We start from the raw sequence: 16622 nt of genomic DNA, 5'->3' as shown, positions 1-16622 counted from the left end.
CCGTCATCCCTGCGAAAGCAGGGATGACGGTGAAGTGATGACATGGCAGACGGCCGGTGCAAGCAGCGGACCAGAAAATGCGCCAGTGACATCAGCCAGGCTGAACGGCCCGTGGCGCCCAGGCCCCAACGCCCCTCCCCGCCACCCCGCCCACGGACATAGACTGGTGCCACCGGCACTCGCCGGTCATCAAGGAGGGTACCCGCATGTCTTCGCGTTTGAGCCTGATGGTTGCCAGCGTTGCGCTGGCCTTTGCCGCCTCCACCGCTTTTGCCGCCCCGCAGGACGCCGGCAGCAGCGCGCCCGCCAAGAATGCTCAGCAGCAACGCATGACCGACTGCAACAAGCAGGCGACGGGCAAGACCGGCGACGACCGCAAGGCCTTCATGAGCAGCTGCCTGAAGGGTGAAGCCCCGGCGGCGCCGACCAAGATGACGCAACAGGAAAAGATGAAGGCCTGTAATGCCGATCCGCAAGCCAAGTCGCTGAAGGGTGATGCGCGCAAGCAGTTCATGAGCAGCTGCCTGAGCAACGAGCACAGCGCCTCGCACTGATCGCGCTGCGGCGACAAGGGCGTCGGTGCGGACCGGCGCCCTTTTTTTATGGGCGTTAAGCCCCATCTGCTATGCTGTCGTTTCACATCTCCCAGGGATTCACCGCCGACATGCGCCTCTAAGCCACTCGCCTGCCCACTGACCGTCGCCTTTCCAGGCGCGTCGCGTGCGGCCACGAGTGACAGGGCGGTCGACATCCCCGCGCGTTTCGCGCCAGACCCCCTGTCGTATGCCACTCCCCACCCGGAGGGTCTATGACAGTTCCAGCCATCACCACACGACACCTCGGCTTTGCCCCGGCCGGGCGCGACGCCGTTTTCAGCGATATCGACGTTTCCTTTTCCGTCAACCGGCATGCGCTGGTGGGACGCAACGGCAGCGGCAAATCGCTGCTGGCGCGCGTGCTCGCCGGCCAGCTTGCACCGACGCACGGCAGCGTGACGCGTCATGTCGAACTAGCCTACCTTCCGCAACGATGGGCGCCCGATACGGGCAGCATCGCGGCGGCCTTGGGCATCGACCACAAGCTTCACGCACTGCAACGCATCGAGGCCGGCAGCGTGGACCCTGCCGACTTCCAGACGCTGGGCGACGACTGGGACATGCGCGAGCGTGTCCGTCGCTGGCTCGACGATGCGGGCCTGCCCGATGACCCGGCGCGCCACTGGGCAAGCCTTAGTGGCGGCGAACGGGTGCGCCTGCGACTGGTGCAGATGTTCGCGCACGCGCATCACTTCCTGATCCTGGACGAGCCCGGCAATCACCTGGATCACCGTGGCCGTCATTGGCTGCGCGAAAGCCTCGCCGCGCATGCCGGCGGCTACCTGCTGATCAGCCATGACCGCCAGTTGCTCAGCGACGTGGAAAGCATCGACGAGCTGTCGCCGCTCGGCCTGCGCCGCTATGGCGGCAACTACGCGAGCTACGCCGCGCAACGCGACACCGAGCAACACGCTGCGGAACGGCAGCTGGAACAAGCACGACGCGAGCAGAAAGCCCTGGACCGGCGGCAACAGGAAGACCGGCAGCGCCTCGCCCAGCGACAACAGAAAGCCAGCCGCGAGCGTGCCAACGCCAACCTGCCCACGATCCTGCTGGATCGCCAGAAACAGCGTTCGGAAGACACCGGTGCCCGGCTGCTGACGGCACAACGTGCGCAGCAGGCGCGACAGCGTGAGCAGCTCAGCCAGGCCCGCGAACGCGTCGACATGCATCGTGCGCAGCGCTTCGACCTCGGCCACCAGCCGGCCACGCATGCCTCGCTGCAGCTTGAAGGCGCGATTCCATCGCATGGTCACGACCAGCCGATTGACCTCTACCTGGCGCCCGGAGAACGGTTGCACCTGGGCGGGGACAACGGCAGCGGCAAATCCAGCCTGCTCGCCGCCATCGCAGGTACGCAACCGCTGCGTGCCGGCCGACTGCGCCACGGCGAACGACGGCTGCTGATCGACCAGCACTACAGCCTGCTGCGCGACGAGCACAGTGCGCTGGATAACCTGCGTGCGCTTTCACCGGGACACGCACCCACGCGCTATCGCGAGTTCCTTGCGGGCATCGGCCTTCGCGCTGAACGCGCCGACCTGCCGGCGGGCCAGCTCAGCGGCGGCGAACGCGTCAAGCTGGCGTTGCTCGCACTGGACAGCGCCATCGAGCCCTACGACCTGCTGCTGCTCGACGAACCGGACAGTCATCTTGACCTGGACAGCCGCCAGTTGCTCGAGCAGGCGCTCACTACGTACCGTGGCACCCTGGTACTGGTCAGCCACGACGCGGATCTGGTGGCGCATGCACGCGTCGATCAGGCACTCCACCTGCACAAACCCCTCGCCCCGCTCACGCGGGGTGAGTGACAATCACCCGACTCTGCAGCCAGGTTTGCCCCATGAAGATCGTCGAAGTCCACCATCCCCTGATCCAGCACAAACTCGGCCTGATGCGCCGCGCCGGCATCAGCACCAAGGAGTTCCGCGAACTCGCCTCCGAAGTGGCGTCGTTGCTCACCTATGAGGCCACCAAGGACCTGGAAACGGTGGAGCAGCGCATCGAAGGCTGGGCCGGGCCGCTCACCGTGCATCAGATCAAGGGCAAGAAGGTCACCATCGTGCCGATCCTGCGTGCTGGCCTGGGCATGCTGCCCGGCGTGCTCGACATGATCCCCGCGGCCAAGGTCAGCGTGGTGGGCCTGCAGCGCGACGAGGAAACCCTCAAGCCCATCGCCTACTACGAAAAGCTCACCGGCCGCATGGACGAGCGCATCGCGCTCATCGTCGACCCGATGCTGGCCACGGCCGGCACCCTGGTCGCCACCGTGGACATGCTCAAGGCCGCTGGCTGCAAGCGCATCAAGGGCCTGTTCCTGGTCGCGGCGCCCGAAGGGCTCCAGCGCATCGAAGCGGCGCACCCGGACGTGGAGATCTACACCGCCTCCATCGACGAACGCCTCAATGAGCACGGCTACATCCTGCCGGGGCTCGGCGACGCGGGGGACAAGATCTTCGGCACCAAGCAACTGCCCGCCGGCTGAGCACCACCGCACATGAAAAACCCCGGCCGTTACCGGCCGGGGTTCCACGGGCAAGGCGGGTTTGATCAGCCGCGGAAGCGGTCGGTGGCCTTGACCAGTTCGGAGATATTGCCCGGCTCGAACGCGGAATGGCCGGCGTCCTGCACCACGCGCAGGTCGGCTTCTGGCCAGGCGCGGTGCAGATCCCACGCGCTGCGCATCGGGCACACCACGTCATAGCGACCTTGCACGATGACAGCCGGGATGTTGCGGATGCGGCCGACGTTGCGCAGCAGCTGGTCGTCGTGTTCGAAGAAGCCGCCGTGCACGAAGTAGTGGCATTCGATGCGGGCGAAAGCCAGCGCGAATTCGTCCTCGCCGCTGGACTGGATGTGACCCTCGTCCTGATGCAAATAGCTGGTTGCGCCTTCCCACACGGACCATGCGCGCGCCGCTTCCACGCGCACCACCGGATCGGTGCTGGTGAGGCGACGGTGATAGGCGCTCATCAGGTCACCGTGCTCGGCTTCCGGAATGGCCTTCAGGTAGGTTTCCCACGCATCCGGATACAGCGCGTCGCAGCCCTTCTGGTAGAACCACTCCAGCTCCCAGCGACGCAGCATGAAGATGCCGCGCAACACCAGTTCGGTCACACGCTCCGGGTGCGTTTCGGCATAGGCCAGCGCCAGCGTGGAGCCCCACGAACCGCCGAACACCTGCCAGCGATCGATGCCGAGGTGTCCACGGATGCGCTCGATGTCGTTGACCAGGTTCCACGTGGTGTTGTCGTGCAGCTCGGCGTGCGGCGTGGACTTGCCGCAGCCGCGCTGGTCGAACAGCACGATGCGGTACACCGCCGGGTCGAAGAAGCGACGGCACTTCGGGTTGGTGCCACCACCCGGGCCGCCATGCAGGAACACCACCGGCTTGCCGTTGGGGTTGCCGCTCTGCTCGTAGTACAGCGTGTGCAGGTCCGAAACCTTGAGCATGCCGCTGTCATACGGCTCGATCTCGGGATAAAGGGTGCGAAGTTCCTGCGACATGCGGGGCTCCTGGAGCAGCGGGGACGGCTGATTAGGCTAACACGCCGCCCCACCCCGCCTGAGCCGATCGGCGCCTTGCCACGGCCCGCCGAGGCCGTCATCCCTGCGAAGGCGGGGATGACGATCAGAAGGCCGTTTTCGCCCCTTACGGTGCGCCCACCGTCAGCACGGTGAAGCTGTCCGGCTTGATGGCCGGGTGATGTCCCTCCTGCGCCGGGCCGGCCAGCGTGGCGGCCGACAGGTACAGGCGATGCAGCTTGGGATCGAGCGCCAGCGTGCGTGCGCTGGGCTGGGTGGGAACGGTGGCGGCGACGCTGTAATGATCCGCGTCATCCTGGTGCACCACCGTGATGTTGCCGCTCTCGCCATTGGAGCTGTAGACCATGCCCGTGCCCTCGTCGAAGGCCACCGCATCCGGGCCTTCGCCGATGGCGACGCTGGCCACCACCTTGCCGGCCTCGGCATCACTCACCGTCATCAGCTTGTTGTCGCAGACCGAGAACAGCCGGTGATACTTGCGGTCGATGGCCAGGCCCGACGGCGACTCGCAGGCCCCGAGCTTCCAGGTGCCGGCCACCTTGTTTGTGGCCGTGTCGATCTTGATCAGCTCGGCCGTGTCTTCGTTGTTCACGAAGATATGCCCGGCTTCGTCCGTCACCGCGAATTCCGGCTTGCCCGACAGCGGCACGGTAGCGATCACGGTGTTCTTGGCCGGGTCGATCACGCTGAAGGACTTGCCTTTGCCGTTGAAGGTGAACACGTGCTTCGACGCTGCATCGTAGACAATCGCGTCCGGCTTCTCGCCCGTACCTTTGATGGTGCCGACCACAGCCAGCGTGTTGAGATCGAACACCGTCACCGAAGCCGCCTGCCCATTGCTGGTGTAACCGCGGTGCGACGTCGGATCCAGCGCCACGCCGTGCACGCCCTGCGTACCCGGAATGGTGCCGATGCGCTTGTTCTGGTCCACGTCCACCACTTCCACGCGATCACCGCGCGTCACGAACAGGTGGCGGCTCTGCTCGTCGAAGCTGAGGTAATCCCAGCCGCCGACGCCGCCCAGCGGAAGCTGCGAGATCACCTTGAACGATGCGGCCTGGGGGGCGGCCACGGCGTGCGAGGAGCACGCGGCGAGCAGCGCAAGAGCAAGGATGTTGCGAATGGGGCGTTGCATGGGATGGCCTGTGGGTGGATGAGTCCACCAGAGCATGCAACGCGTGACTTAGGCCTTGCTTACGAGCCCCGTAGCCCGGATGAAGCGCAGCGAGAATCCGGGATCAACCTCGCGGATCAGCCGATATGTCATGCCACCCGACGAAGACCTGGCGCAGGCCAAAAAAGCGGCCTTGTCGTGCCATGCGACGCGACCCCGGATTCCCGCTGCGCTTCATCCGGGCTACGGGCTCTTGCCCCCGTTTCGGGGTTCGCGGGACTCATCAGGCAAACAACTTGCCCGGGTTCAACAACGCCTTCGGATCAAACACCTGCTTCACCCCACGCATCAAGGCAATCTCGCCCTCGCTGCGCGTGCTGCCAAGATACGCACGCTTCACCAGGCCGATGCCGTGCTCCGCCGAGATGCTGCCGCCGTGGCGTTGCAGGGTATCGGCGAGCAGCTTGGTGACATGCTCGCATTGCGCGATGAAATCGGCCTCTGAAAGGTCCTGCGGGCGCAGCACGTTGATGTGCAGGTTGCCGTCGCCGATGTGGCCGAACCACACCACTTCAGCATGCGGATACTCGTGCCCCAGCAAGGTCTGGATTTCGTGCAGGAACACCGGCAGCGCGCTGATGCGCAGCGAGATGTCGTTCTTGTACGGACGATGCGGCGCAAGGCTCTCGGTGATGCCTTCGCGCAGGCGCCACAGTGCAGCGGCCTGCGCTTCGCTCTGCGCCATCACACCGTCGCTGATCCAGCCGTGTTCCACGCCGGTTTCAAAGGCCTGCAGCGCGGCATCCTGCGATGCCTCGTCCGCATCGAACTCGGTGACGACGTAGTACGGATGGTCGCCTTCGATGGCGCGTTGCGCGCCATGCGCCAGCACATGGCGCAAGGCGATATCGGTGAAGAATTCGAACGCCTGCAAGGTGAGCCGCGAACGGAATAGCGCGAACACTTCCATCAACGCGTCCATGGTCGGTAGCGCAAGCAGCATGACCTGCGACGGCGGCGGCGGTTCGCTCAGGCGCAAGGTCGCCTCCACCACCACGCCCAGCGTGCCTTCCGAACCGATCATCAACTGGCGCAGGTCGTAGCCGCTGGAGTTCTTGATCAGCCCGCGATTGAGCTGCAGCAGTTCGCCATTGCCAGCCACCACGGTCAGTCCGGCAATCCATTCGCGTGTATTGCCGTAGCGGATCACACGGATGCCACCGGCATTGGTGGCGATGTTGCCGCCAATGGAACACGAGCCGCGCGCGGCAAAATCGACGGGATAGATCAGGCCATGTTCCTTCGCCGCCTCATGCACGGCATGCAAGGTCATGCCGGCCTGCACGGTGAGCGTGCGATCCACCGCGTCGAAGCCGAGCACGCGATTCATGCGCTCCAGGCTGAGCACCAGCTCGCCGTTGGCTGCGACGGCGCCACCGGATAGCCCGGTGCGACCGCCGGAAGGCACCACCGCCACGTTCTGTTCGTTGGCCCACTGCACGATGGCCTGCACCTCGGCGACATCGGCCGGCAGGGCGATGGCCAGCGGCGCCGGCGTCCAGCGACGCGTCCAGTCGCGACCGTAGTGCTCCAGGTCGGCCGGGTCGGTGAGCAGGCGGAGGTGGGGCAGCCGGGTGGTGAGTGCGGCCAGTCGAGCGTCTGTCATGAGGCGTTCCCAAGGGTGCTCTGCAAGCCTGCCAGCACGGCGTTGCATCGTCCAGTGTTGCGACGCCGCAAAAGCGCTTCAAGGTCTGGCATAGTGGAGGGGTTCTCCATCGCGCAACGGCCCATGAAGACCTCGTTCCCGAAACAAGACATCAAGGTGCTCCTGCTGGAAGGCGTCAGCCGCAGTGCCGTCGAAAGCTTCCATCGCGCTGGCTACAGCCAGATCGAATACCACGAAAAAGCCTTGCCCGAAGCGGATTTGAAGGCCCGCATCGCCGAGGCGCACATCGTGGGCATCCGCTCCCGCACCCAGTTGACCGACGAGGTGCTTCAGCAGGCTAAACGGCTAATTGCCGTGGGCTGCTTCTGCATCGGCACCAACCAGGTGGACCTGGGCAGCGCGCACCGGCTGGGCATCCCGGTGTTCAACGCGCCCTACTCCAATACGCGCAGCGTGGCGGAATTGGTTATCGCTGAAACCATTATGCTGCTGCGCGGCATCCCCCAGAAGAACGCCCTGTGCCATCGCGGCGGCTGGACCAAGTCCGCGGCGGGCAGCTTCGAGGTGCGCGACAAGGTGCTGGGCATCGTCGGCTACGGCCATATCGGCACGCAGGTCGGCGTGCTGGCCGAGAGCCTGGGCATGCGCGTGATCTTCTACGACATCGAGTCGAAGCTCTCGCTGGGCAACGCCCGCCCCGCCGACAGCCTGGAAGACCTGCTGGAACGCGCCGACGTGGTCACCCTGCACGTGCCCGAAACACCCTCGACCCTGTTGATGATCGGCACGCGCGAGCTGTCGCACATGCGCAAGGGCTCGGTGCTGATCAATGCCTCGCGCGGCACCGTGGTGGATATCGACGCCCTCGCCGCCTCGCTGCGCTCCCAGCACCTGGCCGGCGCCGCGGTGGACGTGTTCCCGGTGGAGCCCAAGGGCAACGACGACCCCTTCGTGTCCCCGCTGGTGGGCATGGACAACGTCATCCTTACCCCGCACATCGGCGGCAGCACGCTGGAGGCCCAGGACAACATCGGCTTCGAAGTGGCCGCCAAGCTGGTTCGCTACAGCGACAACGGCTCCACCCTGTCGGCGGTGAACTTCCCCGAGGTGTCGCTGCCGGAGCACCCCCGCAGCCGCCGCCTGCTGCATATCCACCGCAACGTGCCCGGCGTGCTCTCGCGCATCAACGAGCTGTTCTCGGCCGGCAACATCAACATCGACGCCCAGTTCCTGCAGACGGACAGCGAAGTGGGTTACGTGGTGATCGATGTGGCGGCGGACGAAAAGCAGTCCGCGGCGCTGAAGGATCAGCTGGCGGCCATTCCGGGGACGCTGCGCAGTCGCGTGCTTTATTGAGATCTTTTGGCGAGCAACGCGAGCAATCCAGCGACTTTCCGGATCTCGCGTCACCACGAAAGGCACTGGATTCCCGCTTTCGCGGGAATGACGGTGAGGCTAGGCGGGACGGTGAGGCGAGCTGCGGCGGTGAGGCGCGCTGGGACGTTTAGGCACGCCGGGACGATGAGGCAAGCTGCGTGGAACGGCAAGCCAGCGTGACGCCTGGAATGACAGGCAAAAAAAACGGCGCCCAAGGGCGCCGTTTTCCTATCTTGTTGCCGAATTGGTCGGGACGGCGGGATTCGAACCCACGACCCTCTGCCCCCCAGGCAGATGCGCTACCAGGCTGCGCTACGCCCCGACGATACGGCAAGACGACAAGTCTACCAGCTTGGCTGGTAGTACCGGAAGCCCAAGGAACTTATTTACGATCTTCGCGTCACGCGGAGATCGTATGAAAACTCAGCGGCGCAGCAGCGCCAGCACTTCTTCCAGTTCCATGCGCACCTGGCGCACGATCTGGTGGGAAATGCTCGACTCCATGCGCGCCTGAGGGCCTTCCAGACGGGCGCGGGCGCCCGTGATGGTGAAGCCTTCGTCGTACAGCAGGCCACGAATCTGACGGATCATCAGTACGTCGTGACGCTGGTAGTAGCGGCGGTTGCCGCGACGCTTGACGGGGTTGAGCGCGGGAAATTCCTGTTCCCAGTACCTAAGCACGTGCGGCTTGACGCCACACAGTTCGCTCACTTCACCAATCGTGAAGTAGCGCTTCGCCGGAATGGCGGGGAGCTCGGTGTTATTCCCTTGGTCCAGCATAGCCCTCGACTCGCACCTTGAGTTTCTGACCCGGTCGGAACGTCACCACGCGGCGGGCGGAAATCGGAATCTCTTCGCCCGTCTTGGGATTACGGCCCGGTCGCTGGTTCTTCTGACGCAGGTCGAAATTGCCGAAACCCGACAACTTCACCTGCTCGCCTTTTTCCAACGCTTCGCGGACTACCTCAAAGTAGGCGTCTACGAATTCTTTTGCCTCACGCTTGTTGAGGCCCACCTCGAGAAAGAGGCGCTCGGCCATCTCTGCTTTGGTCAGCGCCATCTTATCCTCGCAACTTCGCCTTGCATGCCATCTCCAACGCTGCGACTGCTTCACGAATGTTACGGTCAGCGTCGTCGTCGGTAAGGGTGCGTGAAGCGTCCTGTAAAATCAAGCCCATAGCGAGACTCTTTCGGCCTAGTTCGACCCCCTTCCCGCTATAACGATCGAACAGGCGCAGCTCCTTGAGCTGGCCGCCCACGGCCTTGCGCACCACCTGCTCAATCTCTGACCAGCTGACCGCTTCCGGCACGTCCACGGCAATGTCGCGGCGCACCGACGGGAAGCGCGGCACGGCCTGCGCCCGGGGCAGGCGACGGGCCAGGACGGCATCCAGCTCGAGCTCCAGCACATGCACATCGGCGCCCAGGTCCAGCGCCTTGGCAAGCTGCGGGTGCAGCGCGCCCAGGTAACCCACGGTCAAGCCGTCGCGGGTGACGCGGGCACTGCGGCCCGGGTGCAACCAGCCCGGCAGGCCGTCCGCATGGACGGCCCAGCGATCCGGCTCGCCGCCCCAGGCGATCAGGGCATCGAGATCACCCTTGAGGTCATGGAAGTCCAGCGTGCGCGATGGCTCGCCCCACTGCTCGGCATGCGCCGACCCGCAGGCGACGATGGACAGCGTCGGCGTCTCGGTCGGGGCATCCTTGCGGGCGGCGGCCTCGGCGCTGATGCGGAAGGTGCGGCCCAGTTCGAACAGGCGCACGCGCTCTTGCTGGCGGGCGCGGTTGTGCGACAGGGCCACGATCAGGCCCGGCAGCAGCGAGGGACGCATCACGGCCAGGTCGGCCGACAACGGATTGGCCAGCGGCACCAGGTCAGCGGTCATGCCCCAGCGCTGCAGCACGTCGTTGCCGATGAAGGCCAGATTCACCGCTTCGTAGTAACCGCGCGCGGCCAGCTGCTCACGCACGGCCAGCTCGTTGAGGCGGCCTTCCGGCTCCACCGCCAGCGTCAGCGCGCCGGACGGGGTGCTGGTGGGGATGTTTTCGTAACCATGGATGCGCGCGACCTCTTCGATCAGGTCTTCTTCGCGCTCGATATCGAAGCGGCGGCTCGGTGCGGTGACCTGCCAGCCATCGGCCTGCGGCACTACCGCCATGCCCAGCGCGGTGAAGATGCGCACCACTTCGTCATCGGCCACCGTCAGGCCGAGCACACGGGCCAGGCGCGCGCGACGCAGCAGGATGGGCTCCGGCGAATGCAGGTGCTCGGGCAGCGTGACGTCCAGCAACGGACCGGCCACGCCACCGGCGATGTCCAGGATCAGGCGCGTGGCGTACTCGACAGCGATGGTCGGCAGCTGCGGATCCACGCCACGCTCGAAGCGGTGCCCGGCATCGGTGTGCATGCCCAGCTTGCGGCTGCGACCAATGATGGCCTCGGGGATCCAGTGCGCCGCTTCCAGGAACACGTTGCGCGTGGTGTCGGTAACACGGGTTTCCGAGCCGCCCATGATGCCGCCCAGCGCCACAGCGCGAGCGCCCTTGCCGCCATGGCTGTCGGAGACCACCAGGAAATCGTCGCTCAGCTCGACCGTGCGGCCATCCAGCAGGGCCAACGATTCGCCGGCACGCGCAGGACGAACCACCACCTCGCCTTCCAGCTTGTCCTTGTCGAACGCATGCATCGGCTGGCCGAGTTCGAGCATCACGTACTGGGTCACGTCGACCAGGAAGCTGATCGGACGCAGGCCGCTGCGACGCAGGCGTTCGGCCATCCATACCGGCGTGGCCACCGTGGCGTCGACGTTGTCGATGACGCGGCCCGCGAAACGCGGCACGCGAGCGCCGGCGTCAAGCACCACCTTCATGGCGGCATCGCTCTGCGCAGGCACGGGTTCGGCATTGAGCGGAATCACGTTGCCGCCCAGTGCAGCAGCAACGTCGAACGCAATGCCACGCACGCTGAAACAGTCGGCGCGATTGGGCGTCAGCTTGATCTCGATGCTGGCATCGGGCAGGCCAAGATAGGTGGCGAGCGGCGTGCCGACCGGCGCATCGGCGGGCAGTTCGAGCAGGCCCGAGGCGTCCGGATCGACACCCAGCTCCTTGGCGGAGCACAGCATGCCGAACGATTCCACGCCACGCAGCTTCGCCGCCTTGATGGCGATGCCGCCCGGCAGCTGCGCACCCACCATCGCCAGCGGCGCGACCAGGCCCGTGCGCGCATTCGGCGCGCCGCAGACGATCTGGACCATGCCGTTGCCGGTATCGACTTCGCACACCTGCAGGCGATCGGCTTCCGGGTGGCGCTGCGCGCTGACGATGCGCGCAACCACCACGCCATCCAGCGAATCGCCGAGTGCGGTGACTTCTTCCACTTCAAGGCCGATCGCCGTCAGCGTCGCGGCGAGTTCATCGCGCGATGCCTGCGTCGGCACATGGTGGCGCAACCAGTTTTCCGAGAATTTCATGCGTGTCGTTTCCTGCTTCGATTACGCGAACTGCTTGAGGAAGCGCAGGTCGTTCTCGAAGAACGCGCGCAGGTCGGAAACGCCGTAGCGGAGCATCGCAAAACGCTCCACGCCCAGGCCGAAGGCGAAGCCGGTATAGCGTTCCGGATCGATGCCGCAATTGCGCAGCACATTCGGATGCACCATGCCGCAGCCCAGCACTTCGAGCCAGCGCGTACTGCCGTCTTCGGCATCCCAGCGGATGTCCACTTCGGCCGAGGGCTCGGTGAAGGGGAAGTAGCTGGGGCGGAAACGCATTTCGAAATCGCGCTCGAAGAAGGCGCGGATGAACTCGGCCAGCGTGCCCTTGAGGTCGGCAAAGCTCGAGGTCTCGTCGACCAGCAAGCCTTCGATCTGGTGGAACATCGGCGAATGCGTCTGATCCGAATCGCTGCGGTACACCTTGCCCGGCGCGATGATGCGGATGGGCGGCTGGCGCCCCTGCATCGAGCGCACCTGCACCGGCGAGGTATGCGTGCGCAGCAGGCGCCCGTCGCCGAAGTAGAAGGTGTCGTGCATGGCGCGCGCCGGATGGTGCGGCGGGAAGTTCAGCGCCTCGAAGTTGTGCCAGTCGTCCTCGATCTCCGGACCGTCGGCGCGCTGGTAACCCAGGCGCGAGAAGATCGCCGAGATGCGTTCAAGCGCACGCGTGATCGGATGGATGCCGCCGCGCTCGCCGTTACGGCCCGGCAGCGAAATATCGATGGTTTCGGAGGCCAGGCGACGATCCAGCTCCGCCTGCTCCAGCACCTGCTTGCGTGCCGCCAGCGCATCGGCAAGACGATCCTTGACGCGATTGACCTCGGCGCCGCGCGCCTTGCGCTCGTCGGGCGACAACGCACCCAGCGCCTTCAGCGCGGCGGTGACAATGCCACTTTTGCCCAGCAAGCCGACGCGCAGCGCGTCGAGCGCGTCGAGCGTGTCGGCCTTCTCGATATCGGCCAGCGCGGCGGCCGCGCGGCTATCCAGATCTTCCATCGATGCGACTCTCGCTTTATTCCCTCTCCCCTTTGGGGAGAGGGCTAGGGTGAGGGGTCACTCTTGCGTCACCGCTTGATCGAAGCACGCTTCGATGGGAGGAGGAGGCCAGCGTGTCCCCTCACCCCAACCCTCTCCCCGGCGGGGAGAGGGAGCGAAAACCTAGAGCCACCAAAACAAAAACGGGGAGGAGGCTGATGGCCTCCTCCCCGCTTGATCACATCATATCGTCAGCGCGCGAGGCGCAAGACGATCAAGCGGCCAGACTGGCCTTCGCCTTCTCTGCGATCGCGCCAAACGCCTTGATGTCGTGCACGGCGATATCAGCCAGCACCTTGCGGTCGACGGTGATGCCGGCCTTGGTCAGGCCGTTGATCAGACGGCTGTAGGACAGGCCGAACTGGCGAGCCGCAGCGTTGATACGAACGATCCACAGGGCGCGGAACTGACGCTTGCGCTGCTTGCGGCCGATGTAGGCGTACTGACCGGCCTTGATGACAGCCTGGTTAGCAACGCGGAAGACCTTGCGACGGGCGTTGTAATAACCCTTCGCGCGGCCAATGATCTTCTTGTGACGACGACGGGCGGTAACGCCACGCTTAACACGAGCCATGGTTTAGTCCTCCGCCTTAGAGATACGGCAACATGCGTGCCACACCCTTGGTGTCGCATGCCTTGACGTGGTTGGTAGCGCGCAGGTTGCGCTTACGCTTGGTCGACTTCTTGGTCAGGATGTGCGACTTGAAGGCGTGACCGGCCTTGAACTTACCCGACGCGGTCTTGCGAAAACGCTTCGCAGCCGCCCGGTTCGTCTTGATCTTGGGCATGGAAATGCTCCTTGATGGGACCCGCTCCGTTGAAAGAGCTGCCCCGGTTTCTGACTGATCTGGCGACGCCCATGGGGCGCTCTTTCCGTCCTGCCAGCATCGGTTCACGACCCGTCCTGGTGGGTCGAACCGGCGATTATACGGATGAAATCAGGGTTTTGCTAGCGGCGGGATCGCTTTTGGCTCCCTCTCCCCTCCGGGGAGAGGGTTGGGGTGAGGGGTCAACCTCGCCAGACGCTTCAAAAGGGCCAACGATCAGATAGACAGGCCTTCGCGAGCACCCGCCCCTCACCTCGGTCCTCTCCCCGGAGGGGAGAGGAAGAAGTGATGTGGATCGCCAAAAAGAAAAAGCGGCCCAAGGGCCGCTTTTTCCATATCTTTCCGAAGCTTACTTCTTCTTCGGACCGATCATCATGACCATCTGGCGGCCTTCCAGACGCGGGAAGGACTCCACCACGCCGTTCTCGCCCACATCCTCCTGGATCTTCTTGGCCAGATTCTGGCCCAGATCCTGGTGGGACATTTCGCGACCACGGAAGCGGATGGTCACCTTGACCTTGTCGCCTTCCTCAAGGAAGCGAAGCATGTTGCGCAGCTTGATCTGGTAGTCGCCCACGTCCGTGACCGGACGGAACTTCACTTCCTTGATCTCGACCTGCTTCTGCTTCTTCTTGGCCGCCTGGGCCTTCTTCTGGGCTTCGAACTTGAACTTGCCGTAATCCATGATGCGGCAGACCGGCGGATCGCCGTTCGGCTGAATCTCGACCAGGTCCATGCCCGCTTCCTGTGCCAAGGCGAGCGCCTCGTCACGGGTCAGGATGCCCAGCTGTTCCGAATCGGCGCCGATCACGCGAACGCGCGGCACGCGGATTTCGAGGTTACGGCGATTGCCCTTAGTGTCGGTGGTAGCGATACCACTATCCTCCAGAAGAGTTCTTGTTAATGCCGGCCCGTCGCTTAGCGACGGGTCTCGGCTTCCAGGCGTTCGACGAAGGCGGCCAGCGGCATGCTGCCCAGGTCCTCGCCGGAACGTGTACGCACCGAAACGGCCCCCGATTCCTTCTCGCGATCTCCGACCACCAGCAGGTAAGGGACTTTCTGCAACGTATGTTCGCGGATTTTATAGCCGACCTTCTCATTGCGCAAATCGGCATGCACGCGGAAACCTTTGTCGACAAGGGCTTGCGCCACTTCGCGGACATAGTCGGCCTGGGCGTCCGTAATGCTGAACACGGCGGCCTGCATCGGGGCCAGCCACGTCGGCAGCAGGCCGGCGTGATGCTCGATCAGGATGCCGATAAAGCGCTCCATCGAACCCACGATGGCACGATGCAGCATCACCGGGTGACGCCGCTGTGAATTCTCGTCCACGTACTCGGCGCCCAGGCGCTCGGGCATCATGAAGTCCACCTGCATGGTGCCCACCTGCCAGGCACGGCCGATGGAATCCTTCATGTGGTACTCGATCTTGGGGCCGTAGAAGGCGCCCTCGCCCGGCAGCTCTTCCCACTTGACGCCTGCGGCACCCAGGGCGGCGCGCAGGGCGTTTTCGGCGCGGTCCCACACTTCATCGCTGCCGATGCGCTTGTCCGGACGCAGGGCGATCTTGAGGGCGATGTCCTCGAAGCCGAAGTCGCCGTAGACCTTCATGGCCTGCTGGTGGAACGCCGTCACCTCGGATTCGATCTGCTCTTCCGTACAGAAGACGTGGCCATCGTCCTGCGTGAAGGCGCGCACGCGCATGATGCCGTGCAGCGCGCCCGAGGGCTCGTTGCGGTGGCATGCGCCGAACTCGCCGTAACGCACCGGCAGGTCGCGGTAGCTGTGCAGGCTGGTGTTGAAGATCTGCACGTGACCCGGGCAGTTCATCGGCTTCAGGGCGTACGTGTGCTTCTCCGACTCGGTGAAGAACATGTTCTCCTGGTAGTTGTCCCAGTGGCCGGACTTCTTCCACAGGGACACGTCCAGCACCTGCGGGCAGCGCACTTCCTGGTAGCCGCTCTGGCGGTACACGCGGCGCATGTACTGCTCCACCTGCTGCCAGATGGCCCAGCCCTTGGGGTGCCAGAACACCATACCCGGGCCTTCTTCCTGCTGGTGGAACAGGTCCAGCGCCTTGCCGATCTTGCGATGGTCGCGCTTTTCCGCTTCTTCCAGCTGATGCAGGTAGGCCTTCAGATCCTTGTCGTTGAGCCATGCCGTGCCGTAGATGCGCGTGAGCATGGCGTTGTTGGAATCGCCACGCCAATACGCACCGGCCACCTTCATCAGCTTGAACGCGCGCAGCTTGCCCGTGTTGGGCACGTGCGGGCCGCGGCACAGATCCGTGAATTCACCCTGCGTGTAGAGCGAGAGATCTTCATTGGCCGGAATGCTTTCGATGATCTCGGCCTTGTATTCCTCGCCCAGGCCACGGAAGAAGCTCACCGCCTCGTCTCGCGACTTCACGCTGCGCGTCACCGGCAGGCCTTCCTTGACGATCTTTTCCATCTCCGCCTCGATCTTGAGCAGATCGTCGGGCGTGAACGGGCGCTCGTAGGCGAAGTCGTAATAGAAGCCGTTGTCGATCACCGGGCCGATGGTGACCTGCGCGCCGGGATACAGGCGCTGCACGGCCTGCGCCAGCAGGTGGGCCGTGGAGTGACGCAGGATATCCAGCGCCTCCGGGCTCTTCTCCGTGACAATTTCCAGGCTGGCGTTCTGCGCGATGGGGAAGCTGGCATCCACCAGCTTGCCGTCCACCTTGCCCGCCAGAGTGGCCTTGGCCAGGCCGGCGCCAATGGAGGCAGCCACATCCTGCACCGTCACCGGGTGGTCAAACGGGCGCTTGCTGCCGTCGGGTAGCGTGATTTCGATCATGTTTGCACCTGAAGGAGACGCCCCATGGGGCGTGCTCATGGTTCTGTAGAAACCCCGAAAACCTCAGACCTTCCTATCCGTCATCCCTGCGAAAGCAGGGATCCAGTGCCTTTGCACTTAGAGCCTAAAGTCGCTGGATTCCCGCCT

The 16622-nt window shown here is 64.6% G+C and carries 15 protein-coding genes and 1 tRNA gene; 4 read left to right on the top strand and 12 right to left on the bottom strand.

Annotated features, from left to right (window positions below):
• Window positions 1-206: 206 nt before the first annotated feature.
• From H8F01_RS15140 to upp, 3 genes are all read left to right on the top strand, one after another.
• Window positions 207-554, top strand: a complete 348-nt coding sequence (locus H8F01_RS15140; protein ID WP_187055905.1) for a PsiF family protein — start codon at window positions 207-209, stop codon at window positions 552-554.
• A 254-nt stretch (window positions 555-808) separates the two neighbouring features.
• The gene (locus H8F01_RS15135) at window positions 809-2407 is read left to right on the top strand and encodes an ATP-binding cassette domain-containing protein (RefSeq protein WP_187055904.1); all 1599 of its coding nucleotides are present in this window, start codon (window positions 809-811) and stop codon (window positions 2405-2407) included.
• A gap of 32 nt (window positions 2408-2439) precedes the next feature.
• Window positions 2440-3081, top strand: a complete 642-nt coding sequence (gene upp / locus H8F01_RS15130) for a uracil phosphoribosyltransferase (RefSeq protein WP_187055903.1) — start codon at window positions 2440-2442, stop codon at window positions 3079-3081.
• 65 nt (window positions 3082-3146) lie between these two features.
• On the opposite strand, the gene pip is transcribed toward upp, so the two are convergent.
• The 3 genes from pip to H8F01_RS15115 form a co-directional block, all read right to left on the bottom strand.
• The gene (pip, locus tag H8F01_RS15125) at window positions 3147-4103 is read right to left on the bottom strand and encodes a prolyl aminopeptidase (protein ID WP_187055902.1); all 957 of its coding nucleotides are present in this window, start codon (window positions 4101-4103) and stop codon (window positions 3147-3149) included.
• A 145-nt stretch (window positions 4104-4248) separates the two neighbouring features.
• Entirely contained in the window at window positions 4249-5277 is a 1029-nt protein-coding gene (locus tag H8F01_RS15120) for a YncE family protein (protein ID WP_187055901.1), read from the bottom strand.
• A 262-nt stretch (window positions 5278-5539) separates the two neighbouring features.
• Window positions 5540-6922, bottom strand: coding sequence for an FAD-binding oxidoreductase (locus H8F01_RS15115; RefSeq protein ID WP_187055900.1), 1383 nt, complete (start codon window positions 6920-6922; stop codon window positions 5540-5542).
• A 123-nt stretch (window positions 6923-7045) separates the two neighbouring features.
• Here H8F01_RS15115 and serA point away from each other — a divergent pair, with 123 nt between their 5' ends.
• Window positions 7046-8278 carry a phosphoglycerate dehydrogenase gene (gene serA, locus H8F01_RS15110; protein WP_187055899.1) on the top strand — a complete coding sequence of 411 codons (1233 nt, stop codon included), beginning with the start codon at window positions 7046-7048 and terminating at the stop codon, window positions 8276-8278.
• A gap of 266 nt (window positions 8279-8544) precedes the next feature.
• On the opposite strand, the gene H8F01_RS15105 is transcribed toward serA, so the two are convergent.
• The 9 genes from H8F01_RS15105 to thrS all read right to left on the bottom strand — a co-directional run bounded on the left by H8F01_RS15105 (window position 8545) and on the right by thrS (window position 16475).
• Window positions 8545-8621, bottom strand: a tRNA-Pro gene (locus tag H8F01_RS15105).
• A 101-nt stretch (window positions 8622-8722) separates the two neighbouring features.
• Window positions 8723-9079: a MerR family transcriptional regulator gene (locus tag H8F01_RS15100; protein ID WP_019467383.1), complete on the bottom strand. Its 357-nt coding sequence runs from the start codon at window positions 9077-9079 to the stop codon at window positions 8723-8725.
• Window positions 9060-9359, bottom strand: a complete 300-nt coding sequence (ihfA, locus tag H8F01_RS15095; protein WP_019467382.1) for an integration host factor subunit alpha — start codon at window positions 9357-9359, stop codon at window positions 9060-9062. The genes H8F01_RS15100 and ihfA overlap by 20 nt, the downstream gene beginning before the upstream one ends.
• Window position 9360: 1 nt before the next feature.
• On the bottom strand, window positions 9361-11772 hold the full coding sequence (gene pheT, locus H8F01_RS15090; protein WP_187055898.1) for a phenylalanine--tRNA ligase subunit beta: 2412 nt from the start codon (window positions 11770-11772) through the stop codon (window positions 9361-9363).
• 21 nt (window positions 11773-11793) lie between these two features.
• On the bottom strand, window positions 11794-12789 hold the full coding sequence (gene pheS / locus H8F01_RS15085) for a phenylalanine--tRNA ligase subunit alpha (protein ID WP_187055897.1): 996 nt from the start codon (window positions 12787-12789) through the stop codon (window positions 11794-11796).
• Between the two features lie 253 nt (window positions 12790-13042).
• The gene (gene rplT / locus H8F01_RS15080) at window positions 13043-13402 is read right to left on the bottom strand and encodes a 50S ribosomal protein L20 (protein ID WP_187055896.1); all 360 of its coding nucleotides are present in this window, start codon (window positions 13400-13402) and stop codon (window positions 13043-13045) included.
• A 16-nt stretch (window positions 13403-13418) separates the two neighbouring features.
• On the bottom strand, window positions 13419-13616 hold the full coding sequence (gene rpmI / locus H8F01_RS15075; RefSeq protein ID WP_019467379.1) for a 50S ribosomal protein L35: 198 nt from the start codon (window positions 13614-13616) through the stop codon (window positions 13419-13421).
• Window positions 13617-14004: 388 nt separating this feature from the next.
• Window positions 14005-14529, bottom strand: a complete 525-nt coding sequence (gene infC, locus H8F01_RS15070) for a translation initiation factor IF-3 (RefSeq protein ID WP_304529332.1) — start codon at window positions 14527-14529, stop codon at window positions 14005-14007.
• A 44-nt stretch (window positions 14530-14573) separates the two neighbouring features.
• The gene (thrS, locus tag H8F01_RS15065; protein ID WP_187055895.1) at window positions 14574-16475 is read right to left on the bottom strand and encodes a threonine--tRNA ligase; all 1902 of its coding nucleotides are present in this window, start codon (window positions 16473-16475) and stop codon (window positions 14574-14576) included.
• Between the last annotated feature and the right edge of the window lie 147 nt (window positions 16476-16622).

Origin of the sequence: Dyella telluris, from assembly GCF_014297575.1 — a bacterium.
In the GTDB taxonomy this organism is placed as follows: domain Bacteria; phylum Pseudomonadota; class Gammaproteobacteria; order Xanthomonadales; family Rhodanobacteraceae; genus Dyella; species Dyella telluris.
Note: the sequence above shows the minus strand (reverse complement) of the source record. Positions and strands in the feature narration are given on the sequence as shown.